Below are 23,874 nucleotides of genomic sequence, written 5' to 3'. Positions count from 1 at the left end.
TAAATTAATTCCGTCGCTTACGATTTTTGGGGTCATTCAGCCGGTGGAACGTAGCCTTCCGCCTGCGCGTATTCTTCGCCGGCGAAAAACTTGTCCATCTCGGCCTGGAGGAATTTGCGGTCCTCGGCGTTCATCATGTTCAGGCGCTTTTCGTTGATCAGCATGGTCTGGTGCTTCTGCCAGTCGGCCCAGGCCTTCTGCGAGATGTGTTCGAAGATGTCCTGGCCCTTGGCGCCTGGGTAGGGCGGGCGTTCCAGGCCTGGCAGTTCTTCTTGGTACTTGCGGCACATCACGGTGCGGGTCATCGGGCGTCTCCTGCAATCAGTTCGTCGGCCGCGCGTTTAAGCAGCTTTTTCACCGGGGCGGCAAGGCCAAGGCGCGGCGGGGTGGCGAGGTTATACCAGAGCCAGTCGGCCTCGGCCATGTGCTGGCCGACCGAGTCGACGCGCACCAGCCAGGGCTCGATGGCCAGCTGAAAGTGGCTGAATGTGTGGGTCAGGCCGTCCATGGCGCGGCTGTCAGCCAGGCGCAGGCCATGCTGGTAGGCCAGGTCATCGAGCTGGGTGATGTCGTCCAGTTCCGGCAGGCTCCACAACCCCCCCCACAGCCCGCTGGAGGGGCGGCGGTACAGCAGGATGGCGCCTTCGTGGTTGGCCAGCAGTGGCATGAGCGTGCGCCGCTGCGGCAGTGCCTTGCGCGGCTTGGGCTCGGGGTAGCGGGTTTCTTCACCGTGCAGGTGCGCTTCGCAGCCGCGCTGCAGCGGGCAGATCAGGCAGCTGGGCTTGCTGCGCGTGCACAGCGTGGCGCCCATGTCCATCATTGCCTGGGTGTAGTGGTTGGCGCGCTGGTGTGGGGTAAAGCGCTCGGCCGTGGCCCACAGCTGGTTGGCCACCTTGGGTTCGCCGGGGTAGCCCGCCTGGGCGGTGTAGCGGGCCAGTACGCGCTTGACGTTGCCGTCGAGGATCGGCGCGCGGATGCCCATGCTGATGCTGGCGATGGCGCCTGCGGTGGAACGACCGATGCCGGGCAGTTCGGTGAGCTGCTCGACACTGCGTGGGAATTCCCCGCCGTGTTGCTCGACGACGATCCTGGCGGCCTTTTGCAGGTTGCGTGCACGGGTGTAATAGCCCAGCCCCGTCCACAGGTGCAGCACTTCGTCCTCCGGCGCTTCGGCCAGGGCCTGCACGGTCGGCAGGGCCTGCATGAAGCGGTCGAAGTAGTTGAGCACGGTGCTGACCTGGGTCTGCTGCAACATGATTTCCGACACCCACACCCGGTACGGGGTGATGCCCTGTTGCCAGGGCAGATCGTGCCGGCCGTGCTCGTCATACCAATCCAGCACAGCGCTGGAGAACTGCTCGGGGCTCATCGCTTGAACAGCCCCTTGAGCGCGTCTTTCACTTCCGGGCTCACTTTGTCTCCGAGTTTTTCATCAAGCTTTTCGTCAATCTTGTCTTTCAGGCGGTTGCCGGCCAGCTTGGCCGCGACCTTGCCCAAGCCGTTCTGGTCCAGGCGACAGGCCTTGGCGCCAAGTTCCAGCGGGCCACGGCAGCGCAGCGGCACTTCAACGCCAACGTAGCGTTCGTTGACCTGGCAGGCTGGGTCCGGCATGGCGCGCTGGTCGCCTTCGACGATCACACCCACGTTGTAGTCCATGCCCAGCACCCGCAGGTCGAGGTCGCCGTTACCGTTCACGGTCAGGCCCGGGATGCGTGCCTTGAGGTCGGGGTTGCTGGCGACGCCATTGCGCACCACCAGGCTGCCGCGCAGCTCCTGGAACGGGGTGTCCTTGCCCCGTGGCTCGCCGCTCAGGGTCTTGCGGTTGAGCGTGGCGATGGCCTGGCACAGCTGCTGCTCCAGGTTGGCGTTGACCAGCACGCCATCGTTGATGGTGAAGTTTGCGCTGCCGTTAAGGGTGTCGACCAGTGCCTTCTGGCTGTTGCCGGTGGCGGTCAGATCACTGGTCAGGGTCAGCAGGCCCTTCACAGGGGGGGCCTGCTCCTTGCCTTCGGTCTTGATGAAGTGTTCCACCGGCACCCGCTGGATGTTGGTGTTCACACCCAGTTGCGGGACGGCAGGGCGTACGTCGACCGTGCCCTTGGCTTCGAAGGTGCCGTTGTACAGCTCGCCGCGCAGGGTTTGCAGGGTCAGCAGGCCGCCCTGGCCGATGGCTTTGAGCTGGGCGTCTTCGATCGGCAGTTTGTCCAGGGTCAGCGAACCGAAGGCCAGGTCGGCCTGCAGGTCCAGGGCCCGCAGGCGGTCGACGGGCAGCAACTTGTCGTCGCTCCAGGCCACTTGGGTCGGGGCATTTGGCAGTGGCGTGGTACCCGCACCGGCTACGGCGCTGGCCTCTTGCTGCTTTACCTCGGCCTGGCGTGCAGCGGTGGCGCCCTTGGCTTCTTCGCTCTTGGCGGGGAAGTAGCGGTCGGCGTCAAAGGCATCGCCCTTGAGCTGCAGGCGCAGGGCCTGCTTGGCGAAGTCTTCCACGGCCACGCGGCCGCTGAAGGTGCTGTCGTCCAGCTTCACGGCCAGGTCTTCCAGCGCCAGGCTGTTGGGCGTGCCCTGCAGGCGGGTGACCAGCTCCAGCTTGGCGAAGGCCGCCGGGTCGTTGGTAGCCGGCAGCGGGCGGCCAATGCTGTCGAGGAAGGTGCGCAGGTTGAACTGGGCGATGGAAAGGCCGCCGCTCAGTTGTGGCGCCTTGTCCAGGTCACGCAGGTTCAGCTCGCCCAGGGCGCGTAGCTGGTTGGCCGAGACTTTCAGGCCGTTCCAGGAGGCGACATTGGCAGCCAGGTCGACCAGCAGCTGGCCTTGGGCGGCGAATGTCACGGTCTTGCCGCCGGTGGGTTCACCCGAGGTTTCGCCCGAAAGGCGCATGTCTTCGAAGTTGTAGCGCTTGAGCTTGCGGTCGAAGCGCAGCTCGCCGGCCAGTTCGGTGCGGGCTTTGATGTTCGGCTCGCTGGCGCTGATGAAGGCGCTGGCCTTGAGCGGAATGTTGGCGCCTTCGTGGACCGGGCCCGTGCTTAGCTGGATGCTTTCGGCGCTATAGCTTTGGCCGGTCTTGGCATCGGTGTACTGCACGCGGGCGTTGTTCACGGTCAGGCTGTCGATGTCCAGCTTGACGGCACGCTCGTTGCCTTCGGCAGGTGCCGGCTTCTGATCAGCGGGTGCCTGAACGGTGGCATTGGCCTGTGCATCGGCTGGGGTGCCGTTTTGCGCAGGCAGCGGTTTGCCGATGTCTTCCCAGTTGCCGTGGCCGTGTTCGTCACGGGCCAGGGTCAGGTTCAGGCCCTCGACGCGTACGTCGCTCATCTGCACTTCGCGGCGCAGCAGCGGCAGCACACGCACGGACAGGCCGAGCATTTGCAGGTCGGCGAACGGTTCCTTGGGTTTGGCCAGGGTGGCAATGCTGGCCTCATGCAGCTCCAGGCCTAGCCACGGGAACAGGCTCCAGCCGATATCCCCGTCGAGTGTCAGTTCGACGTTAGCCTTGTCGCGTGCCAGCTGGCGAATCTCGTCTTTGTAGTCGTTGGGATCAAAGAGGTGGGTCAGGGCGAAGCCCAGCGCCACGATGATCAGCAGCAACCCGAGAAGCCCCAGTCCCAGGATTTTGCCGAACGCTTTCATGGGCGAGTCCTTGTAGTCCGTTAGTGAAATTCAGGCGGCAGAGTATAACGCCGCAGTGGTTGTCCCTGCGTATTCGACCAGAGATACAGGGCATTTCTTACGGTTACAGCAGATGGTACGGCTTTCCACAAGCAAAACATGACCGTTTCAGCCGGGCAAAAATTAACGATATCAGACTGCTTTCACGCTACTTGGCTCTGCTACCCTTGCGCCGCTTTGCGAGCACCCTCCCTATAAAAAGGATCAGATCCATGACCAGTACCGTCGCAACCGGCTCTGTGGCCAGTGCGCCTGGCTTCCTGTCGAAGGAACGCATCATCGCCCGCCCGGGCTTCAACCGCTGGCTGGTCCCGCCAGCCGCCTTGGCCATTCACCTGTGCATCGGCATGGCCTATGGTTTCTCGGTGTTCTGGTTGCCCCTTTCGCAAGCCCTCGGCATCACCGCTCCTGTCGCCTGTGCAGCGGACATGGGCTTCATGGCCCGTATGTTCAGCGCCGAATGCGACTGGCCGATCTCGATGCTGAGCTGGGTCTACACCCTGTTCTTTGTTTTCCTGGGGTGCTCGGCGGCCGTGCTGGGCGGCTGGCTGGAGCACGCCGGCCCGCGCAAGGCCGGCCTGGTCTCGGCGCTGTGCTGGTGCGGCGGCATGCTGATCTCGGCCATTGGCGTGAAAACCCACCAGCTGTGGCTGATGTGGCTGGGCTCCGGTGTAATCGGCGGTATCGGCCTGGGGCTGGGCTATATCTCCCCCGTGTCGACGCTGATCAAATGGTTCCCTGACAAACGCGGCATGGCCACCGGCATGGCGATCATGGGCTTTGGCGGCGGAGCCATGGTGGGTGCGCCACTGGCCACTGCGCTGATGGGGCACTTTGGCAATGAGCACGAAGTGGGCGTATGGCAGAGCTTCGTCGCCATGGCGGCGATCTACTTTGTGTTCATGACCGCTGGCGCCCTGGCGTACCGCGTGCCGCCGACTGGCTGGAAGCCCGAAGGCTGGGTCGCTCCGGCCAAAAAAGCCGGCAATGCCATGGTCACCGACCGCCATGTGCACGTCAGCGTGGCCTGGAAAACCCCACAATTCGCCTTGATCTGGCTGGTGCTGTGCCTGAATGTGTCGGCCGGCATCGGCATTCTCGGCATGGCATCGCCACTGCTGCAGGAAGTGTTCGCGGGCAAGTTGCTGGGCAACGAGCTGACGTTCAGTGAGCTGAATGCCGCTCAGTTGGCGCAGATCGCCGCGATTGCTGCCGGCTTTACCGGTCTGTTGAGCCTGTTCAACATCGGCGGGCGGTTCTTCTGGGCGTCGTTCTCCGACTACATCGGCCGAAAGAACACCTACTTCGCCTTCTTCGCCCTGGGTGTGGGTCTGTACAGCCTGGTGCCGAACATGGGGCACCTGGGTAACGTTGCGCTGTTCGTGGCGGCGTTCTGCATCATCCTTTCAATGTATGGCGGTGGTTTTGCCACGGTGCCGGCCTACCTGGCCGACCTGTTCGGTACGCAGATGGTCGGCGCCATTCATGGTCGCCTGCTGACCGCCTGGGCGGCGGCGGGGGTATTGGGGCCTGTATTGATCACCTACCTGCGCGAATACCAACTGGCGGCAGGGGTTGAGCGTGCGGCGGCCTACGACATGACCCTGTACATCCTCGCCGGCCTGCTGGTGCTGGGCTTTATCTGCAACATGCTGGTGCGGCCGGTCGCCGACAAGCACTTCATGAGCGATGCCGAACTGGCTGCCGAGCGAGCGTTGAGCCATGACAAAGGGGCCGACGGTGCGCGTTCGCTGGAGTGGAAAGCCGCACCGGGCAGCCTGCCGCTGGTGCTGCTGGCCTGGGCGGTGGTGGTTGTGCCGTTGGCCTGGGGGGTGTGGGTAACCTTGCAGAAAACTGCGGCGCTGTTTCACTGATCCCGGACATCGGGGTTGCAACGCAGCCCCGATTACTGGCTTGTATAGACTTGTAGCAGCATCCAGCCCTCGTAATTCCACGTTTTGCCATATGTCATCCGCGTTTCAAGCTGGCGCGTTCTGGGCCTATAATGGAGCCCTTTTCGCCCAATGATTTTGCGGAGCTGGTGATGGTCGAACGTAAGGCTTCCGTCGAGCGCAATACCCTGGAAACCCAGGTCAAGTGCTCGATCAACCTCGATGGCAGTGGCAAGGCCCGATTCGATATCGGCGTGCCTTTCCTTGAACACATGCTGGACCAGATCGCCCGCCATGGGCTGATCGATCTGGATATCGAGTGCAAGGGTGACACGCATATCGACGATCACCATACCGTCGAAGACGTCGGTATTACCCTGGGCATGGCATTCGCACAGGCCATCGGTGACAAGAAAGGCATCTTCCGCTACGGCCACGCCTACGTGCCGCTGGACGAAGCACTGTCGCGCGTGGTCATCGACTTCTCCGGCCGCCCAGGCCTGCAGATGCACGTACCTTACACCCGCGCCAGCGTCGGCGGCTTCGATGTCGACCTGTTCCAGGAGTTCTTCCAGGGCTTCGTCAACCACGCCCTGGTCACCCTGCACATCGACAACCTGCGTGGCCACAACACCCACCACCAGATCGAAACCGTGTTCAAGGCTTTCGGCCGCGCGTTGCGCATGGCCGTGACCCTCGACGAGCGCATGGCCGGGCAAATGCCGTCGACCAAAGGGTGCCTGTAAATGCAGACGGTAGCCGTAATCGACTATGGCATGGGCAACCTGCACTCGGTGGCCAAGGCGCTTGAGCACGTCGGCGCCGGCAAGGTGCTGGTCACCAGCGACGCTGCGGTCATCCGTGAAGCTGACCGCGTGGTGTTCCCGGGTGTAGGCGCGATCCGCGACTGCATGGCCGAAATCCGCCGCCTGGGCTTCGACAGCCTGGTGCGTGAAGTGAGCCAGGACCGTCCGTTCCTCGGTATCTGCGTCGGTATGCAGGCATTGCTTGAGCACAGCGAAGAGAACGACGGTGTCGACTGCATCGGCCTGTTCCCTGGCCAGGTGCGCTTCTTCGGCAAAGACCTGAAAGAAGACGGCGAACACCTGAAGGTGCCGCACATGGGCTGGAACGAAGTGGGCCAGACCATCGATCACCCGCTGTGGCACGACATCCCCGACCGCGCGCGCTTCTACTTCGTGCACAGCTACTACATCAATGCCGGCAAGCCGGGCCAGGTGGTCGGTCGTGGCCATTACGGTGTCGATTTCGCCGCTGCGCTGGCCGATGGCTCGCGCTTTGCCGTGCAGTTCCACCCGGAGAAGAGCCATACCCATGGCCTGCAGTTGCTGCAGAACTTCGTCGCCTGGGACGGGCGCTGGTAAATGAGCAGGTCGAAGACCAAGGCCCCGGTCATTACCCTGGCCCCCGAGCAGGAGCGCGATGCGCTCGACACCCTCAAGCGCTTCCTCGAAGACCGTTTCGAGCTGCAGCTGGGGTCGTTCGAGGTGGCCGAGGTCCTCGAGCTGTTCAGCAAAGAAATTGCACCCCATTACTACAACAGGGCGATTGCCGATGTTCAGCTGCACCTCAAGGAGCGGTTCGAGAGCATCGAAAGTGATCTGTGGGCGCTCGAAAAGCCCTGAAACCCCAAGAACAGACAGGTTCCCAAGATGCTGATTATCCCCGCTATCGATCTGAAGGACGGTGCCTGCGTGCGCCTGCGCCAGGGCCGCATGGAAGACTCCACGGTATTTTCCGACGACCCGGTGAGCATGGCCGCCAAGTGGGTCGAGGGTGGCTGCCGCCGCCTGCACCTGGTCGACCTCAACGGCGCCTTCGAAGGCCAGCCGGTCAACGGTGAAGTGGTCACGGCCATCGCCAAGCGCTACCCGACCCTGCCGATCCAGATCGGCGGCGGCATCCGCTCGCTGGAAACCATCGAGCACTACGTCAAGGCTGGCGTCAGCTACGTCATCATCGGCACCAAGGCGGTCAAAGAGCCTGAGTTCGTGGCCGAAGCGTGCAAGGCCTTCCCGGGCAAGGTCATTGTTGGCCTGGATGCCAAAGACGGCTTCGTTGCCACCGATGGCTGGGCCGAAGTCAGCGCGGTACAGGTTATCGACCTGGCCAAGCGTTTCGAGGCGGATGGCGTGTCGTCGATCGTCTACACCGACATCGCCAAGGACGGGATGATGCAGGGCTGCAACGTGCCGTTCACCAAGGCACTGGCCGAAGCCACCCGCATTCCGGTAATCGCCTCGGGCGGCATCCACAACCTGGGGGACATCAAGGCCCTGCTGGACGCCAAGGCCCCCGGCATTATCGGCGCCATCACCGGCCGTGCCATCTACGAAGGCACCCTCGATGTCGCCGAGGCTCAGGCCTTCTGCGACAACTACCAAGGCTGAGGACTGAACCATGGCACTGGCCAAGCGCATCATCCCTTGCCTGGACGTGGACAACGGCCGGGTGGTCAAGGGCGTCAAGTTCGAGAACATCCGTGATGCCGGCGACCCGGTGGAAATCGCCCGTCGCTACGACGAGCAGGGTGCCGACGAAATCACCTTCCTCGACATCACCGCCAGCGTCGATGGCCGCGACACCACCTTGCATACCGTCGAGCGCATGGCCAGCCAGGTGTTCATACCGCTGACCGTGGGCGGTGGCGTGCGCACCGTACAGGACATCCGCAACCTGCTCAATGCCGGTGCCGACAAGGTATCGATCAACACGGCGGCGGTGTTCAACCCGGAGTTCGTGGGCGAGGCGGCGGACCGTTTCGGTTCGCAGTGCATCGTTGTCGCGATCGACGCGAAGAAGGTGTCCGGGCCGGGTGAAGCACCGCGCTGGGAAATCTTCACCCACGGCGGGCGCAAGCCGACCGGGCTGGATGCAGTCGAGTGGGCGAAGAAGATGGAAGGCCTGGGGGCTGGCGAGATCCTGCTGACCAGCATGGACCAGGACGGCATGAAGAACGGCTTTGACCTGGGCGTTACCCGTGCCATCAGCGATGCGCTGGGTATTCCGGTGATTGCTTCGGGTGGTGTGGGTAACCTGCAGCACCTGGCGGACGGCATTCTGGAAGGGCATGCCAGTGCGGTGCTGGCGGCCAGTATCTTCCACTTTGGCGAGTACACGGTGCCTGAGGCCAAGGCTTATATGGCTTCGCGCGGCATCGTCGTTCGCTGATCCAGTGATTGGGGCCGCAACGCGGCCCCAATTGCATCACCCGTGATTCTTGCCGAGTAAAGCGTGGTAAAGCTCGGTATCCCCAAGAATCCCGACCACCCGGTCGTTATCCTGCAACACCAGCTTGTTGCCCGTCTGATAACGAATCTGCAGCGCCTCGCGCATGCCGATGTCGGCGTGCACCACGGTAGGCCTGCGCTGCAGTAGCTCCACATCCTGCCCCGGTGCCCAGTTCTGCATGTCCAGCCCGTTCTGGCCCTGGCGTGCACGCTTCAGCGCGCCACCTTCGCCCAGGTCCAGCCACGAATCGATACCCGGGTCCAGGCACACCGAGCCGTTCACCCGCTTGCAGTCGTCCAGGCTGCGCATCAGGCTGCGGCCACACAGCACGTTCAGCGGGTTGGTGTGGGCAACGAAGGTGCGCACGTACTCGTCGGCCGGGTTGAGCACGATTTCTTCCGGCTTGCTGTACTGGATGATCCGCCCGTCTTTCATGATGGCGATGCGGGTGCCCAGCTTCAGCGCTTCGTCCAGGTCGTGGCTGACGAATACGATGGTCTTGTTCAGCTTGCTCTGCAGGGTCAGCAGTTCGTCCTGCAGGCCTTGGCGGATCAGCGGGTCGAGGGCCGAGAACGGTTCGTCCATCAGCAGGATGTCGGCATCCATCGCCAGCGCCCGGGCCAGGCCCACACGCTGCTGCATGCCGCCAGACAACTCGTCCGGCTTCTTGTTGCGCCATTGGGTCAGGCCCACCAGCTCCAGCTTCTCGTCGACCAGCTTGCGCCGTTCCTTTTCCGGGCGGCCCTGCATTTCCAGGCCAAAGCTGATGTTCTCGCGCACCGTCAGCCAGGGCATCAGGGCGAATTTCTGGAACACCATGGCAATGCGCTTGGTGCGCATCATCTTCAGTTCGGCCGGGGTGCAGTGGGCAATGTCGATGTGCTTGCCTTCGTGCTCGACAAACAGCTTGCCGCGGCTGACGGTGTTCAGGCCGTTGATGCAGCGCAGCAGGCTCGACTTGCCCGAACCGGACAGGCCCATCAGCACGCAGATCTCACCCTTGTTGATGTCCAGGTTGGCCTTTTCGACGCCCACCACCAGGCCGGTCTGCTTGAGGATCTGCTCGCGGGTCTTGCCCTGGTCCAGCAGCGACAGCGCTTCGCGTGGCTTGTTGGAAAAGATGACGTCGACGTCTTCGAAACGAATGATGCTCATGCCTCACCCCTTACCGGCAGTTCCGGTTGCTTGCAGATACGGTCGAGCATGATCGCCAGCAGCACGATCGCCAGGCCCGCTTCGAAGCCCAGGGAGATATCGGCGGTGTTCAGTGCGTTGACCACAGGTTTGCCCAAGCCGTCCGCGCCGACCAGGGCGGCAATCACCACCATCGACAGCGACAGCATGATGCACTGGGTGACGCCGGCAGCGATGCTTGGCATGGCGTGCGGCAGTTCGATACGGGTGAGCAACTGGCGGCGCGAGCAGCCGAACGCTTTACCCGCGTCCATCAGCTCTTGCGGCACGTCGCAGATGCCCAGGTAGGTCAGGCGAATAGGCGCGGCGATGGCGAACACCACGGTAGAGATCAGCCCCGGCACCACGCCCAGGCCGAACAGGGTCAGGGTAGGGATCAGGTAAACGAAGGTCGGCACCGTCTGCATCAGGTCCAGCACCGGGCGCATGGCGGTATAGAACATCGGTTTGTGCGCGGCAAGGATGCCCAGCGGCACGCCGATCACCACGCACACCACCGTGGCGAACGTGACTTGCGCCAAGGTTTCCATGGTTTCCTGCCAGTAACCCAGGTTGAGGATCAGCAGGAACGACAGGGCAACGAACACGGTCAGCGCCCATTTGCGCTGGATCAGGTGCGCCAGGGCGGCGAACAGGGCGATGAGTACGAATGGGTTGAACCAGGTCAGGGCACTGGTGACGCCATGGATCATGAATTCCAGGCCTTGGGCGATAGCATCGAAATAGTTGGCGCCGTTCTGGGTCAACCACTCGACAAATGAGGCGATGTACTGCCCCAGGGGTATTTTCTGATCGATAAGCATGATAGCGAGCTTCCACCTGCATAGATTGAAATCAACCCGGGGCAGGCACGGTCCTGCCCCGAGGTAGCGCTATTGCGAAGTACGTTATTGCGCGAGCTTGGCCTTGGCTGCCTCAAGGCCCGGTTTGCCATCCACGGTGGTTACGCCGGCCAGCCAGGCATCCAGCTTGCCCGGGTTGTCCTTGAGCCATTTCCTGGCGGCGGCATCGGGTTTCATCTTGTCGTCCAGGACATAGCCCATCATGGTGCTTTCATCCTTGAGCTCGAACGACAGGTTCTTCAACAGCTGGCCGACGTTGCTGCACTCCTGCGCATAGCCCTTGCGGGTGTTGGTCAACACGGTCGCCTTGCCGAAGTCGGGGCCGAAGAACTCGTCCCCGCCGGTCAGGTACTGCATCTTGAAGCGGGTGTTCATCGGGTGTGGTTCCCAGCCCAGGAACACCAGCGCCTCGCCGCGCTTCTGTGCGCGGTCGACCTGCGACAGCATGCCGGCCTCGCTCGACTGCACGATCTTGAAACCGGCGTCCTTCAGGCCGAAGGCGTTCTTGTCGATCATGCTCTGGATGGTGCGGTTGCCATCGTTGCCGGGCTCGATGCCGTAGATCTTGCCGTCCAGTTCCTTCTTGAACTTGGCAATGTCGCTGAAATCCTTCAGCCCCTTGTCGTACAGCGCCTGGGGTACCGCCAGGGTGTACTTGGCGTTTTCCAGGTTGGCGCGCACGGTTTCTACTGTGCCAGCGTCGCGGTACTGCTTGATGTCGTTCTCCATGGTCGGCATCCAGTTGCCGAGAAACACGTCCAGGTCCTTGCCGGTGGCCAGCGACTTGTAGGTCACCGGTACCGAGATCATGGTGGTGTGGGTCTTGTAACCCAGTGCTTCAAGCACAACGCTGGTGGTGGCGGTCGTGACCGTGATGTCGGTCCAGCCGACATCGGAGAAACGTACCGTCCGGCACTGTTCGGGCTCGGCGGCCTGGGCCAGCAACGGTGCGGACAGCAACGCAACCAGCAACAGCGAGGGTGAACCTTTCATGGATGGACTCCTGTGATTTTGTCTTCGGGTTCGCGTGGGTCGCCGGGCTTTCTCAGGGTCCGGTCGACCAGGCCTGCAGAGGGCAGGATGCGTGGCCGTGCTTTACGAGTCGCTTTCGATAATCCTCCAGCGCCGGGCAATCGCCTACTGGTGGGGTCGTAACCAGTACGGAACGGGTCGTATCCAGTATGGGCGATGTCGCTTATGGATTTTTCCACCCCCTCAGCCGCATTTTTACGTCACCAGGCCGCCGGAAAACGGCGAGGTGAGCGCTGCTCTCCCTGTAAAAAACGCGCGGCGCTGCTGGACAAAAGTACGTCGGTTGCAGACGGCGAGGGTGGCGGTAAAAGCCCGATGATGCTGGCATTCAAGGCGGCCCGCTGTTTGAGCCTAGCAGCTGCCCCGCCCTGCGCATGGCGCGCAGAGACAAGCCCATCAAGAGGTGATTCGACAATGGCCATCAGCGTGTTCGACCTGTTCAAGATCGGTGTCGGGCCTTCCAGCTCCCACACCGTCGGCCCCATGCGTGCTGGCGCCCTGTTCGTCCAGGGCCTGCGCGAGCGCGGCGAGCTGGAGCGTGTCAAGCGGATCGAAGTGCGCCTGTACGGCTCGCTGTCGGCCACCGGTATCGGGCATGGCACCGACAACGCCACCATCATGGGCCTGATGGGCGAATGGCCTGACGCCATCGACCCCACCCAGATCGTGCCGCGTATCGCCGACCTGCGTGAAACCAACACCCTGCAGCTTGATAGCCGCCTGCCCATCGAGTTTGTCTGGGCTCGCGACATGCTGCTGCTGGACGAGAACCTGCCGTACCACCCCAACGCCATGACCTTGATTGCCGAAGGCGAGCAGGGCGAGCTGCACCGCGATACCTATTACTCGGTGGGTGGCGGCTTCGTGGTCGATGCCGCCCAGGCCGCCAGTGGCGTGCTGGACGCCGACCAGACGGTGCTGCCGTACGATTTCAACAGCGCCGCCGAGCTGCTGCGCCTGTGCAAGCAAAACGACCTCAGCGTGTCGCAATTGATGATGGCCAACGAGAAGGTCTGGCGCAGTGAGGAAGAGATCCGTGCCGGCCTGCACAAGCTCTGGGAAGCCATGCAGGAATGTGTCAACAACGGCCTCAAATACGAAGGCACGCTGCCCGGCGGGCTGAACGTGCGCCGCCGCGCCGCCAAGCTGCACCGCAGCCTGCAGGAAGTCGGCAAGCCCAATGTGATCGGCTCGACCATGAGCGCCATGGAGTGGGTCAACCTGTTCGCTCTGGCGGTCAATGAAGAAAACGCCGCCGGCGGGCGCATGGTCACCGCACCTACCAATGGCGCGGCCGGCATTATCCCGGCAGTGTTGCATTACTACATGCGCTTCAGCGACGCGGTAAACGAGTCCAACGTGGTGGAGTACTTCCTCGCGGCGGCCGCTGTGGGCATCTTGTGCAAGAAGAACGCGTCGATTTCCGGTGCCGAAGTCGGTTGCCAGGGCGAGGTTGGCTCCGCTTGCGCCATGGCCGCTGCTGGCTTGGCCGAAGTGCTTGGCGCCACCCCGCCACAGGTGGAAAACGCCGCTGAAATCGCCCTGGAGCACAACCTTGGCCTGACCTGCGACCCGGTCGGCGGGTTGGTACAGGTGCCGTGCATCGAGCGCAACGCGATTGCGGCGGTAAAAGCCATCAACGCGGTGCAGATGGCCCTGCGCGGTGACGGCGAACACTTCATCTCCCTCGACCAGGTGATCCGCACCATGCGTGATACCGGGGCCGACATGCACGACAAGTACAAAGAGACCTCGCGCGGTGGCCTGGCGGTCAGCGCCATCGAATGCTGATTGCTTGATCCGCCCTCAGGGGGCTCTTCGCGGGCACGCCAGCTCCTACAGGAATTGCACAGTTCCTGAGGGAGCTGGCGTGCCCGCGAAGAGGCCCTTGAGGCTGATACAGGTGCAACTTGATCACCTATGCTCCCTAATGGTGCAAGCGGCGCATACCGATCGTCGGGTGTCGTTATCAGTGCCTGGATTGTCGGTGACACTCAAGAGTGTCGTTTCTGGGCAACTTACACTGCGCGTGTCACCAAACTGCTCAGCCGTTACACGCACGGCGCCTAGCACGCCCATTTGCGAACACCCAGCCAACTCGACCAAAGCACCTGATTTGCCGAACAAAGGCGTCGTTTTCAGGTTTTTTTGGACAGCCGTTCAATTTCAGGCACGGCGTTTGCGTTGAGATTGGCAACCAAGCCCCAGCACATGAACCGGGGCCATAACAAGAAATCAGTGCCCGCCTGAGGCACACCCTGCATTTGTGTGAGGAGAAATCGCGATGACGTCGTACACCTCCGGGAACCCAACCCAGAACCGCACAACACCCCAGTCCATCGGGTTTCTTCTATTGGACAATTTCACCCTGATTTCCCTGGCATCAGCCGTTGAGCCGCTGCGTATGGCCAACCAGCTGTCCGGCCGCGAGCTTTACCGCTGGCATACCCTGACCGTCGACGGCGGCCAGGTGTGGGCCAGCGATGGCTTGCAGATCACTCCGGATGCTGCAATCAACAATGCACCGCCCATCGACACCGTGATTGTCTGCGGGGGGGTTGGTATTCAGCGTTCGGTCACCCGTGAGCACGTTACCTGGCTGCAAGCTCAGGCTCGCCAGTCGCGCCGTCTTGGTGCGGTGTGCACCGGCAGCTGGGCACTGGCCTGTGCCGGTCTGCTCGACGGCTTCGATTGCAGCGTGCACTGGGAGTGCCTGGCGGCAATGCAGGAAGCCTTCCCACGGGTGAACATGAGCACCCGCCTGTTCACCCTCGACCGCAACCGCTTCACCAGCTCTGGCGGTACCGCGCCGCTGGACATGATGTTGCACCTGATCAGCCGCGACCATGGCCGTGAACTGTCGGCGGCGATTTCCGAGATGTTCGTCTACGAGCGCATCCGCAACGAACAGGATCATCAGCGCGTGCCGCTCAAGCACATGCTCGGCACCAATCAGCCGAAGCTGCAGGAAATCGTCGCGCTCATGGAGGCCAACCTCGAAGAGCCGATCGACCTGGACGAACTGGCGGTATACGTGTCGGTTTCGCGTCGGCAGCTTGAGCGGTTGTTCCAGAAGTACCTGCATTGCTCGCCATCGCGCTACTACCTGAAACTGCGCCTGATTCGTGCACGGCAGTTGCTCAAGCAAACGCCGATGTCGATCATCGAGGTGGCGTCGGTATGCGGGTTTGTGTCCACGCCACACTTCTCCAAGTGCTACCGCGAGTACTTCGGCATTCCGCCGCGTGACGAGCGTGTGGGCTCCAACACTGCGCAGCAGGTGGCGATGATGCCGATCCCGCAGGCCATGACCCTGTCGCCGCACAGTGGGCCTATGGCCGCTCTGAGCCAGGCGCGCAACGAGTCGACGTTTGCCAGTGTAAGGCTCTGAAACAGCGCGGGCCCCTTCGCAGGCAAGCCCGCTCCCACAGGTATCGCACCGCTTTTGAATCCGGTGCAGTACCTGTGGGAGCGGGCTTGACCGCGAAGAGGCCAGTACAGGAAAAATCAGTTAAGCGCGTTTGTTGAATTGCGCCAGCGCGGGTAACAGCTGTTTGTCGATCGCCTGGCGTACCGCCGGCAGGATGGTCGCGCTACCTGTATACATCTGCTCCACCATCCCCTTCAGCGCCCGCGCATTAGGCTCGGTCAGCCCTCGCACCACGGCTTCGCAAGCCTGTTCGGCACTGGCCCCGGCCGGAATCTCGAACCCGCGCGCGCGCAGGTGGCCGGCGAGGTCGTCCTGATCAATCAAATCCGCATGCATCATGGCTGTTGTCCCTTTTATCGCTAAGAGAGTGCTGCTGTGATTTACGACTGATTCTGTGTCTACAGCGACACGCCCGCAACACCAGATTGCCGCCATGACTGCTTTGGCTAAGAACAGGTCGTTTACGGCTAAATCCCCTAACTAGCAAGTCCGCACACTGCAGCCATTCACGGTACCAGAGGGTTTGGTCACCCTCACTCATGCACAGTGGATGTTGCTCGCTCTTGGCCCCGCTGGCTCACGGCTTTGCGGGGTTTTTTTATGCTCTACACCGAATAACTAGCATTTTTGATAGCTGACGTGATACGCGCGCTCTGTTCTTCTACGCCCTGTGGATTTCCATAGGAGCGATCAGTGTGAAAAAAATTAACTGGATGAATGTATTCGCGATTGTGGGCTTGACGCTGTTGTCAGCCTGCTCTTCCTCGACAGGGCCTGTCAGCACAACGGTCAGCACTGCCGCCCAACTCTTTAGCCTCCAACCAACCCAAGACCGCGCGACGCTTCAGCAGACGGCGCAGGGTTATCTCGCGACGCTGCTGGCTGATCCGGCCAACGCAGAAGTCACGTTTATTAAAATGGATCCCGCAGTGGTCAGTAAGCAGATGCAGGTCTTGGCGGTGACATTGCCCGATGGAAAAACGGCGCAGTTTCATCTTCGCGAATACAACACCATCACTCCGGGAATCGAAGGCTGGGTGGGTTACAAACCATCGGCCTGGAAACAGACCCATGCATCGTCCGCTTCGGAAATCGACAGTGACCCATTTTTCTATCTTTCGCTCGCGCGTAGCGGAGAAAATATTGTGGGCAGTGTGGTGGTCGAAGGGCAGACCTACCGGGTGCAGACCCTCAGCCCTGGGCAGTATGTTTTAATTAAAATCGACGAGTCTAAATTGCCCCCCGATGGGGCGCCTGTTCAGTCCGCTAAAGCAGTTGCGTCTGATCTTCCGACAGCGACGACGTCGCACGCAGCGAGTAGTGTTATTCGTTTGCTCTTCGTGACAACGAACCAGGTAAGGGCCCAGCGACCTCTTAATAGACTCGAACTGGCAATTGCATTGAATGACGCGAATAGTCTCATGGCCAGCAGTGGTGTCGCCATTAGGTTTGAATTGGCAGGTATTTATGATGCCGATTATAATCAGCCGAGTGATTACTGGCAGCAAGCTGTGGACCTGATGAGTAATCAGCAGGTCATGCAGCAGCGGGATGCCCTACGGGCGGATATGGTCTCAATCTACTCTACTAATCCGGGGCTTTGCGGGCAGGCTAGACTCACCGCGAAAAAGTCAGATGCTTTTTCAATTATCAGTTGCCCCAACGCTTTGGGGCATGAGTTAGGACACAATTTAGGGGCTATGCACCATCATAGCGAACCAGCAAATGTCCCTGATTACGCGTACGGTTACAAAGATGAAGTTGGTAAATTTCATACCCAAATGACAACTCCCTTTGGTGCTGTGCACTACTTCTCCAATCCTCGACTTAGCTACCAGGGGCGCCCTCTAGGGGACGTCGATTTCAGTGATGTCGCTCGTCGCTTCAACGAACGCAGAGAAACAGTAGCGGCGTTCTATCCTGACCCACAACCAAAACTGATTTTGACACTTCGCGGTCAGAATCGCAGTTGTACCATTGACTTGTCTCTTGGAGCCAATGTGCAATTGTCCTGGTATCTACAATGTAAAGATCCCCAGCCTTTCAACCCGGAATCCGCAGTCGTCTCAGGTTTATACGGCGCAAACACTCAGCGCAAGCTGTGTTTCGCGAATACGCTGTACACGACTAACAGTTGTTATTCCGGATTTCACAACGGAAGTGAATTTACTATCAAGAATATCCATCAGGGCACCGGTCGCCCTAATACTCTGGAGTTCAGCCGTCGTCTAATGGGGGCGGTGACGAGGATCACTTACGATTGAATAGAGGCATGATCTTGTCGACGAGCCAAGTGGTACGGCCTGATAGTGATTCACCACTTGGCCCGGGCTGATCAGCCGGGTAGCCCAATGACCCGTCCTGTATGCTCGGGTTTCTTCCAATCCTGACTCTGTGCAAGCAGTGCTTGCAGTGCTTGCACAGTAGGTTCCCCGAGCGGAGCAGACTTCGGCCCTGTCAGGTCCACATGCAGGAGCATCTGCTCGCTCGCCGCCAACGCGTCATCGAACCCCGCCCTATGCAGGCTGTGATACAGGTGCACGCGCTTGCCATCAAAGCCGATGATCTGCGTCTGCACCCACACCTCAGTGCCGAGCTTCACCTCGTGCAGGTAGTTGATGTGCGCTTCGAGGGTGAACAGTGAATGCCCGCTCTGCCCACGGCTGTCGGCATCCAGGCCGATGCGCTCCATTAGCGCATCCGTGGCATAACTGAAAATCAGCAGGTAGAAGGCATCGCGCAGATGCCCGTTGTAGTCCACCCAGTCCTCCTGGACTGGGGTGCGGTAGGTGATCAGTGCGGGCATTGCAGTCTCCTCAATCGCCAAAGGCCATGCCGTGGTTGGCTTTGCTGGTCTTCACCGCTTCCAGTACGGCCAGCAGGGTGTCATCACGATAGCGCTCCAGCGCGGCGATGCTGCGTTCGCCCAGTTGCGCCGAGGTGCCGTTCACCACATCGTCGATCAGTTTGTCGGTCAGCTCCGGTGCCGGCAGGTAGGTCCAGGGCAGTTTCAGGGCTGGGCCGAATTGCGACATGAAGTGGCGCATGCCGGCGTCGCCACCGGCCAGGGTGTAGGTGAGGAAGGTGCCCATGAACGACCAGCGCAGGCCGGCGCCAAAGCGGATGGCATCGTCGATCTCGCCGGTGGTCGCCACACCGTCGTTGACCAGGTGCAGGGCCTCGCGCCACAGCGCTTCGAGCAGGCGGTCGGCGATGAAGCCGGGGACTTCCTTGCGCACATGCAGCGGGCGCATGCCGAGTGCTGTGTAGATGGTTTTTGCGGCTTCGACCGCTTCAGGCGAAGTCCGGTTGCCGCCGACGATCTCTACCAGCGGCAGCAGGTACACCGGGTTGAACGGGTGGCCTACCACGCAGCGTTCGGGGTGGGTGGCAGACTCGTAGAACTCGCTGGGCAGCAGGCCTGAAGTACTGGAGCCAATGATGGCCTCAGGTTTTGCAGCAGCGCTGATCTTCGCGTGCAGGTCGAGCTTGAGGTCCAGCCGCTCTGGCGCGCTTTCCTGGATGAAATCGGCGTCGCGTACGCATTCTTCGATAGTGGCGACGAACTTCAGGCGGTCTTGCGACGCCCCTGCCGCCAGGCCCTGCTTCTCAAGCGCTGGCCAGGCATTTGCAATACGCTTGCGCAGTGCCTGCTCGGCGCCAGGCGCCGGGTCCCAGGCGACCACGTCCAGGCCGTGGGCGAGGGCGCGGGCGACCCAGCCGCTGCCGATCACGCCGCTACCCAGGGCGGCGAATGTCTTGATCTCGGTAATGAAGGTCATGTTGGTCTCCTGAAAGGATCAGCGGCGCTTGAGGTTCATTTTTTCCCGGCCCTCGGCCGGGGTCAGTACGCGGGCGCCGAGGCGCGAGATGATCTCCACCGCGCGCTCGACCAGTTGGCCATTGCTGGCCAGCACACCACGGTCCAGGTACAGGTTGTCTTCCAGGCCCACGCGTACGTTGCCGCCGAGCAGCACGGCTTGCGCCGCCATTGGCATCTGCATGCGGCCGATGCCGAAACCGGCCCAGGTAACGTTGGCGGGCAGGTTGTCGACCATGGCTTTCATGGTGGTAGTGTCGGCCGGCGCGCCCCACGGGATGCCGAGGCACAGCTGGAACAGGGGGTCTTCAAGCAGGCCTTCTTTCATCATCTGCTTGGCGAACCACAGGTGGCCGGTGTCGAAGATTTCCAGTTCGGCTTTCACGCCCAGTTCGGTGATGCGTTTTGCGCCAGCGCGCAGTTGCGCCGGGGTGGAAACGTAGATCGAGTTGCCGTCGCCGAAGTTGAGCGTGCCGCAGTCGAGGGTGCAGATTTCCGGCAGCAGGGCTTCGACGTGGGCCAGGCGTTCCAGTGGGCCGATCAGGTCGGTGCCTTGGCCGAACTCCAGCGGCGTTTCACCGGGGCCGATTTCCAGGTCGCCACCCATGCCGGCGGTAAGGTTGACGATGATGTCTACGTCGGCTTCGCGGATGCGTTCCATGACTTCGCGGTACAGCGCCACGTCGCGGCTGAAACGGCCGGTTTGCGGGTCGCGGACGTGGCAGTGGACGACGGTGGCACCGGCTTTGGCAGCCTCTACGGCGGCTTCGGCGATCTGTTTGGGGGTGACCGGGACCAGGTGGCTTTTCGAGGCGGTGTCGCCGGCGCCGGTGAGGGCGCAGGTGATGATGACGTTGTGGTTCATGGTGTGTTCCTTGTGTGGGCTTCAGGGCCTGATCGCGAGCAAGCTCGCTCCTACAGGGGGCCTGTTGGCCCCTGGCGTGTGCGAAACCTGTAGGAGCGAGCGTGCTCGCGATAGGGCCGAATCAGTTGGCGGTAAGCTTGAGGTTGTCTGCAGCCGGCTTGCCATCGAAGGTGGTCACACCTTCCAGCCAGCGAGCCTTGTCCTCGGGGTGGTCTTTCAGCCACTGGCGGGCCGACTCCAGCGCGTCCTTGTGGTCGAGCAGCGGCTGCATCATGCGGCTCTCGTCCTCGGCGCTGAAGTTCAGGTTGGCCAGCAAGCGGTGGGCGTTGGGGCAGCGTTCGGCGTAGTCCGGCGCGGTCACCGTCCATACCGTCGCGCGGCCTTCGTCCGGGCCGAGCGCACCCTGGCTATCACCCAGGTAGGCCATGTCGATGTTCACGTTCATCGGGTGCGGCGCCCAGCCGAAGAACACCACCGCCTCCTTGCGCCGCACGGCGCGGTCGACAGCGGCGAGCATGCCGGCCTCGCTGGACTCGACCAGCTGGAACTTGCCCAGGTCGAACTGGTTCTTGGTGATCATTGCCTTGATCTGGGTGTTGGCGCCGGAGCCCGGTTCGATGCCATAGATCTTGCCGCCCAGCTCTTTCTCGAACTTATGGATGTCGGCGAAGGTCTTCAAACCCTTGTCGTAGAGGTATTTCGGCACGGCCAGGGTGGCGCGGGCGTCTTCCAGGCTTGGCTTGTCCAGTACCTTGACCTGGTTGGCGTCGATGAACGGGGTGATGGTCTGGGTCATGATTGGGTTCCAGTAACCCAGGAACATGTCCAGGCGTTTGTCGCGGATGCCGGCGAAGATGATCTGCTGCGAGGCGCTGGTCTGTTTGGTCTGGTAACCCAGGCCGTCGAGCAGCACCTGGGCCATGGCGCTGGTGGCAATGACGTCGGTCCAGTTGACCACGCCCAGGCGGACGTTCTTGCAGGCCGCAGGTTCGGCGGCGTAAAGGGGGGAGGTGGCGATGCTGCTCAGGGCAAGGGTCAACAGGCTGCGGCGGATCAAGCTGTGCATGGTGGCTCTCCATCGGCAGTGCATATTGTTATGGGGTTTCGACCTCTCTGGGCCGTGTGAACACGCTACGCTGCTGAAGGGGTGAAAAATCGCACCCTGGCGACCAACATTTGCACGGAGGCGACCACCTTTGCCGTGGAGCATGCAATGCTGCAAAACTTTCATTTCCTGCTGTTACCCGGCTTTTCGGCCATGGGATTCATCAGTGCTCTGGAACCCCTGCGGGTGGCCAACCGCTTCAAGGGGCCGTTGTATCGCTGGCAGGTGTTGAGCCTGGATGGCGGCGCGGTTCAGGCGAGCAATGGCATGTCGGTGAATGCCGATGCAGCGTTGGCAGCGGGCGAGCCTGCCGGCATCATGCTGATCGTGGCAGGCTTCGACCCCCTGGCTTGCTATGGGCCGACACTACAGCAGGCGCTACGCCGCCTGGACCATGACGGGGTAACCCTGGGCGGTATTGATACCGGCGCCGTGGTGCTGGCTGAAGCCGGGCTGCTCGACGGTCACCGCGCCACCGTGCACTGGGAGGCGTTGGAGGCTTTCAAGGAAAACTATCCAAGCTTGCAGGCGACCCAGGAGTTGTTCGAGATCGACCGTCGGCGCATTACGTGTGCTGGCGGTACGGCCTCGATCGACCTGATGCTCGATCTGATTGCCCAGGCCCACGGCAGTGAGCTGGCAGTGCAGGTGTCGGAGCAGTTCGTGCTCGGGCGTATCCGTCAGCGACAGGACCACCAGCGCATGCAGATCGCCAGCCGCTATGGCATCAGCAACAAGAAGCTGGTGAAAGTGATTGGTGAAATGGAGCGCAACACCGAACAGCCGCTCAATACCCAGGTGCTGGCTGAGGCGGTGCAGGTGACCCGGCGGCAGCTGGAGCGGTTGTTTCGCGTGCACCTGGACGACACGCCAAGCGGGTTCTATCTGCGACTGCGGCTGGACAAGGCGCGGCAGTTGTTGCGCCAGACCGACATGAGTGTGCTGGAGGTGGGGGTGGCGTGCGGGTTCGAGTCTGCTTCGTACTTTACGCGCTGCTATCGGGCGCGGTACCAGCGTTGCCCGCGGGAGGACAGGTTGGCCAGGGCGGTGTGAATTTTGCCTGCACCGGCCTCTTCTCGGGTAAACCCGCGAAGAGGCCGGTGCAGGCTTACTGCTGACCAATGCTCTGCAAATACTCCGACCGGTCATCACTGCGCTGCGCCACGCAGGTGTCCCAAGCCGCCTGAAACGCCTTGCTCCCGGGCTTCTCGGCATAGGTCTCAACCTTGCAATCCGCATCGCGCAGCTGTGTCCACAGCTTCTCGGCCGCATCCATACGCCCGACCAGCGCGGTAGCCTGGTCGCCCTCATCGGCATATTGGTCGCGAATACGCTGGATCAAGTCATCGTAAGCGGACTTCAGCTCACGCTCGGCAGTCTGCTTGTTGAACGCAGCGCACGCGTAGGTCTGCTGGTCGGTCTCGACGTTGTCGCACGGGGTGCTTTCTTCCTCGCCGGCCTGGGCGCCCGATACGACAGCCAGCAGTACCAGCCATGCCAATGATTTCATCCGTTTTCTCCTCAACAGGCTGACGAATCGCAGGGATTCTCGCTCAGCCGAAGGCAAGGCGGTAGCTCTCTGACGAAATGTTCATAAAACGGCCAGAAACGTCGTTATCGAGACTGTCTCTCATCGCCACGCCGCATGCCAGAGGGCGTGTTGTCGCGCATTGACGCTTTCGGCAAACCCCCTGTCGTTTTTGCATCGGGGCGTCATTGGGCACAGGCATATGCTGGCCCCAAAGCGCCGGCAGAAGGTTTGGCGCAGCCCAACTCAATAAAAGGGGACAGCCTGATGAGCCCAGCCGAACTTCACGCCGACAGCATCGTCATCGACGGCCTGATCATTGCCAAGTGGAACCGCGAGCTGTTCGAAGACATGCGCAAAGGCGGGCTGACTGCGGCCAACTGCACGGTGTCGGTCTGGGAAGGCTTCAAGGCAACCGTCGACAACATCGCTGCCAGCCAGAAGCTGATCCGCGACAACAGCGACCTGGTGATGCCGGTGCGCACCACCGCCGACATCCGCAAGGCCAAGGAACTGGGCAAGACCGGCATCCTCTTCGGCTTCCAGAACGCCCATGCCTTCGAAGACCAGATCGCCTACGTGGATGTGTTCAAGCAGCTGGGCGTGGGCATCGTGCAGATGTGCTACAACACCCAGAACCTGGTGGGCACCGGTTGCTACGAGCGTGACGGCGGCCTGTCGGGCTTCGGCCGCGAGATCGTGGCGGAAATGAACCGCGTCGGCATCATGTGCGACCTGTCCCACGTGGGTTCCAAAACCTCTGAAGAAGTCATCCTCGAATCGAAAAAGCCCGTGTGCTACTCCCACTGCCTGCCCTCGGGCCTGAAGGAGCACCCGCGCAACAAGTCGGACGAAGAGCTGAAGTTCATCGCCGACCACGGCGGCTTCGTTGGCGTGACCATGTTCGCGCCGTTCCTGGCCAAGGGCATCGACTCCACCATCGACGACTATGCCGAAGCCATCGAGTACACCATGAACATCGTGGGTGAAGACGCCATCGGTATCGGTACCGACTTCACCCAAGGCCACGGCCAGGACTTCTTCGAGTACCTGACCCACGACAAGGGCTACGCCCGTCGCCTGACCAACTTCGGCAAGATCATCAACCCGCTCGGCATCCGCACTGTCGGCGAGTTCCCCAACCTCACCGAAACCCTGCTCAAACGCGGCCACTCCGAGCGCGTGGTACGCAAGATCATGGGCGAGAACTGGGTCAACGTCCTCAAGGACGTCTGGGGCGAGTAAGCCGCT

Annotated in this window: 23 protein-coding genes; 11 read left to right on the top strand and 12 right to left on the bottom strand. The window is 61.7% G+C overall.

Translation table 11 applies throughout. The annotated features are described in order from the left end of the window. Positions 1-32 precede the first annotated feature (32 nt). Genes D906_RS20045 through D906_RS20035 form a run of 3 tightly spaced genes read right to left on the bottom strand, consistent with a single transcriptional unit; the run spans position 33 to position 3,624 of the window. Positions 33-305: an oxidative damage protection protein gene (locus D906_RS20045; protein WP_003255742.1), complete on the bottom strand. Its 273-nt coding sequence runs from the start codon at positions 303-305 to the stop codon at positions 33-35. Beyond that, positions 302-1,369, bottom strand: coding sequence for an A/G-specific adenine glycosylase (gene mutY, locus D906_RS20040; RefSeq protein WP_019096866.1), 1,068 nt, complete (start codon positions 1,367-1,369; stop codon positions 302-304). The genes D906_RS20045 and mutY overlap by 4 nt, the downstream gene beginning before the upstream one ends. Further along, positions 1,366-3,624 (bottom strand): AsmA family protein, encoded by a 2,259-nt coding sequence (locus D906_RS20035; protein WP_019096865.1) that lies wholly within the window; start codon positions 3,622-3,624, stop codon positions 1,366-1,368. The genes mutY and D906_RS20035 overlap by 4 nt, the downstream gene beginning before the upstream one ends. A 251-nt stretch (positions 3,625-3,875) precedes the next feature. On the opposite strand from D906_RS20035, the gene D906_RS20030 reads away from it, so the two are divergent. The 6 genes from D906_RS20030 (at position 3,876) to hisF (ending at position 8,747) form a co-directional block, all read left to right on the top strand. Next, on the top strand, positions 3,876-5,537 hold the full coding sequence (locus D906_RS20030; protein WP_027610140.1) for an OFA family MFS transporter: 1,662 nt from the start codon (positions 3,876-3,878) through the stop codon (positions 5,535-5,537). A gap of 170 nt (positions 5,538-5,707) precedes the next feature. Then, on the top strand, positions 5,708-6,301 hold the full coding sequence (hisB, locus tag D906_RS20025; RefSeq protein WP_009682881.1) for an imidazoleglycerol-phosphate dehydratase HisB: 594 nt from the start codon (positions 5,708-5,710) through the stop codon (positions 6,299-6,301). Further along, a complete protein-coding gene (gene hisH, locus D906_RS20020) occupies positions 6,302-6,940 on the top strand; it encodes an imidazole glycerol phosphate synthase subunit HisH (RefSeq protein WP_016714499.1) in 639 nt (212 codons plus the stop codon). Next, entirely contained in the window at positions 6,941-7,201 is a 261-nt protein-coding gene (locus D906_RS20015; RefSeq protein WP_016714500.1) for a DUF2164 domain-containing protein, read from the top strand. A gap of 27 nt (positions 7,202-7,228) precedes the next feature. Beyond that, positions 7,229-7,966: a 1-(5-phosphoribosyl)-5-[(5-phosphoribosylamino)methylideneamino]imidazole-4-carboxamide isomerase gene (gene hisA, locus D906_RS20010; RefSeq protein WP_016714501.1), complete on the top strand. Its 738-nt coding sequence runs from the start codon at positions 7,229-7,231 to the stop codon at positions 7,964-7,966. 10 nt (positions 7,967-7,976) lie between these two features. Further along, positions 7,977-8,747, top strand: a complete 771-nt coding sequence (gene hisF / locus D906_RS20005) for an imidazole glycerol phosphate synthase subunit HisF (RefSeq protein WP_003255729.1) — start codon at positions 7,977-7,979, stop codon at positions 8,745-8,747. 36 nt (positions 8,748-8,783) lie between these two features. Here the strand turns inward: hisF and choV are convergent, their stop codons facing one another. From choV to D906_RS19990, 3 genes are all read right to left on the bottom strand, one after another. Continuing rightward, entirely contained in the window at positions 8,784-9,962 is a 1,179-nt protein-coding gene (gene choV, locus D906_RS20000; RefSeq protein WP_019096862.1) for a choline ABC transporter ATP-binding protein, read from the bottom strand. Beyond that, positions 9,959-10,807 carry a choline ABC transporter permease subunit gene (gene choW, locus D906_RS19995; protein ID WP_174244689.1) on the bottom strand — a complete coding sequence of 283 codons (849 nt, stop codon included), beginning with the start codon at positions 10,805-10,807 and terminating at the stop codon, positions 9,959-9,961. The genes choV and choW overlap by 4 nt, the downstream gene beginning before the upstream one ends. Positions 10,808-10,888: 81 nt before the next feature. Continuing rightward, complete coding sequence (locus D906_RS19990) at positions 10,889-11,836, bottom strand: choline ABC transporter substrate-binding protein (protein ID WP_016714504.1); 948 nt, start codon at positions 11,834-11,836, stop codon at positions 10,889-10,891. Positions 11,837-12,289: 453 nt separating this feature from the next. Between D906_RS19990 and D906_RS19985 the strand changes: the two genes are divergently transcribed. Continuing rightward, positions 12,290-13,666: an L-serine ammonia-lyase gene (locus D906_RS19985; RefSeq protein WP_016714505.1), complete on the top strand. Its 1,377-nt coding sequence runs from the start codon at positions 12,290-12,292 to the stop codon at positions 13,664-13,666. Positions 13,667-14,159: 493 nt separating this feature from the next. Beyond that, a complete protein-coding gene (locus D906_RS19980) occupies positions 14,160-15,266 on the top strand; it encodes a GlxA family transcriptional regulator (RefSeq protein ID WP_019096860.1) in 1,107 nt (368 codons plus the stop codon). A 120-nt stretch (positions 15,267-15,386) separates the two neighbouring features. Here the strand turns inward: D906_RS19980 and D906_RS19970 are convergent, their stop codons facing one another. Further along, on the bottom strand, positions 15,387-15,644 hold the full coding sequence (locus tag D906_RS19970) for a hypothetical protein (protein WP_012270100.1): 258 nt from the start codon (positions 15,642-15,644) through the stop codon (positions 15,387-15,389). Between the two features lie 356 nt (positions 15,645-16,000). Here D906_RS19970 and D906_RS19965 point away from each other — a divergent pair, with 356 nt between their 5' ends. After that, the gene (locus D906_RS19965; RefSeq protein ID WP_050587804.1) at positions 16,001-17,569 is read left to right on the top strand and encodes a zinc-dependent metalloprotease family protein; all 1,569 of its coding nucleotides are present in this window, start codon (positions 16,001-16,003) and stop codon (positions 17,567-17,569) included. A 71-nt stretch (positions 17,570-17,640) separates the two neighbouring features. Here D906_RS19965 and D906_RS19960 read toward each other — a convergent pair whose 3' ends face one another. The 4 genes from D906_RS19960 to choX all read right to left on the bottom strand — a co-directional run bounded on the left by D906_RS19960 (position 17,641) and on the right by choX (position 21,056). Next, positions 17,641-18,111 (bottom strand): thioesterase family protein, encoded by a 471-nt coding sequence (locus D906_RS19960; RefSeq protein WP_027615936.1) that lies wholly within the window; start codon positions 18,109-18,111, stop codon positions 17,641-17,643. A 10-nt stretch (positions 18,112-18,121) separates the two neighbouring features. Next, a complete protein-coding gene (locus D906_RS19955) occupies positions 18,122-19,087 on the bottom strand; it encodes an L-carnitine dehydrogenase (RefSeq protein WP_019096857.1) in 966 nt (321 codons plus the stop codon). A gap of 18 nt (positions 19,088-19,105) precedes the next feature. After that, complete coding sequence (locus D906_RS19950) at positions 19,106-19,990, bottom strand: 3-keto-5-aminohexanoate cleavage protein (RefSeq protein ID WP_027615935.1); 885 nt, start codon at positions 19,988-19,990, stop codon at positions 19,106-19,108. A 121-nt stretch (positions 19,991-20,111) separates the two neighbouring features. Beyond that, entirely contained in the window at positions 20,112-21,056 is a 945-nt protein-coding gene (gene choX, locus D906_RS19945) for a choline ABC transporter substrate-binding protein (RefSeq protein WP_019096855.1), read from the bottom strand. Positions 21,057-21,203: 147 nt separating this feature from the next. Here choX and D906_RS19940 point away from each other — a divergent pair, with 147 nt between their 5' ends. After that, positions 21,204-22,148, top strand: a complete 945-nt coding sequence (locus D906_RS19940) for a GlxA family transcriptional regulator (protein ID WP_027615934.1) — start codon at positions 21,204-21,206, stop codon at positions 22,146-22,148. 55 nt (positions 22,149-22,203) lie between these two features. Here D906_RS19940 and D906_RS19935 read toward each other — a convergent pair whose 3' ends face one another. Beyond that, on the bottom strand, positions 22,204-22,605 hold the full coding sequence (locus tag D906_RS19935; protein WP_019096853.1) for a lysozyme inhibitor LprI family protein: 402 nt from the start codon (positions 22,603-22,605) through the stop codon (positions 22,204-22,206). Positions 22,606-22,890: 285 nt separating this feature from the next. Here D906_RS19935 and D906_RS19930 point away from each other — a divergent pair, with 285 nt between their 5' ends. Then, positions 22,891-23,868 (top strand): dipeptidase, encoded by a 978-nt coding sequence (locus D906_RS19930; protein ID WP_003257506.1) that lies wholly within the window; start codon positions 22,891-22,893, stop codon positions 23,866-23,868. Positions 23,869-23,874 lie beyond the last annotated feature (6 nt).

This window comes from Pseudomonas sp. LAIL14HWK12:I1 (genome assembly GCF_003202095.1).
In the GTDB taxonomy this organism is placed as follows: Bacteria; Pseudomonadota; Gammaproteobacteria; order Pseudomonadales; family Pseudomonadaceae; genus Aquipseudomonas; species Aquipseudomonas monteilii.
This window is presented reverse-complemented; position numbering and strand designations above follow the sequence as displayed.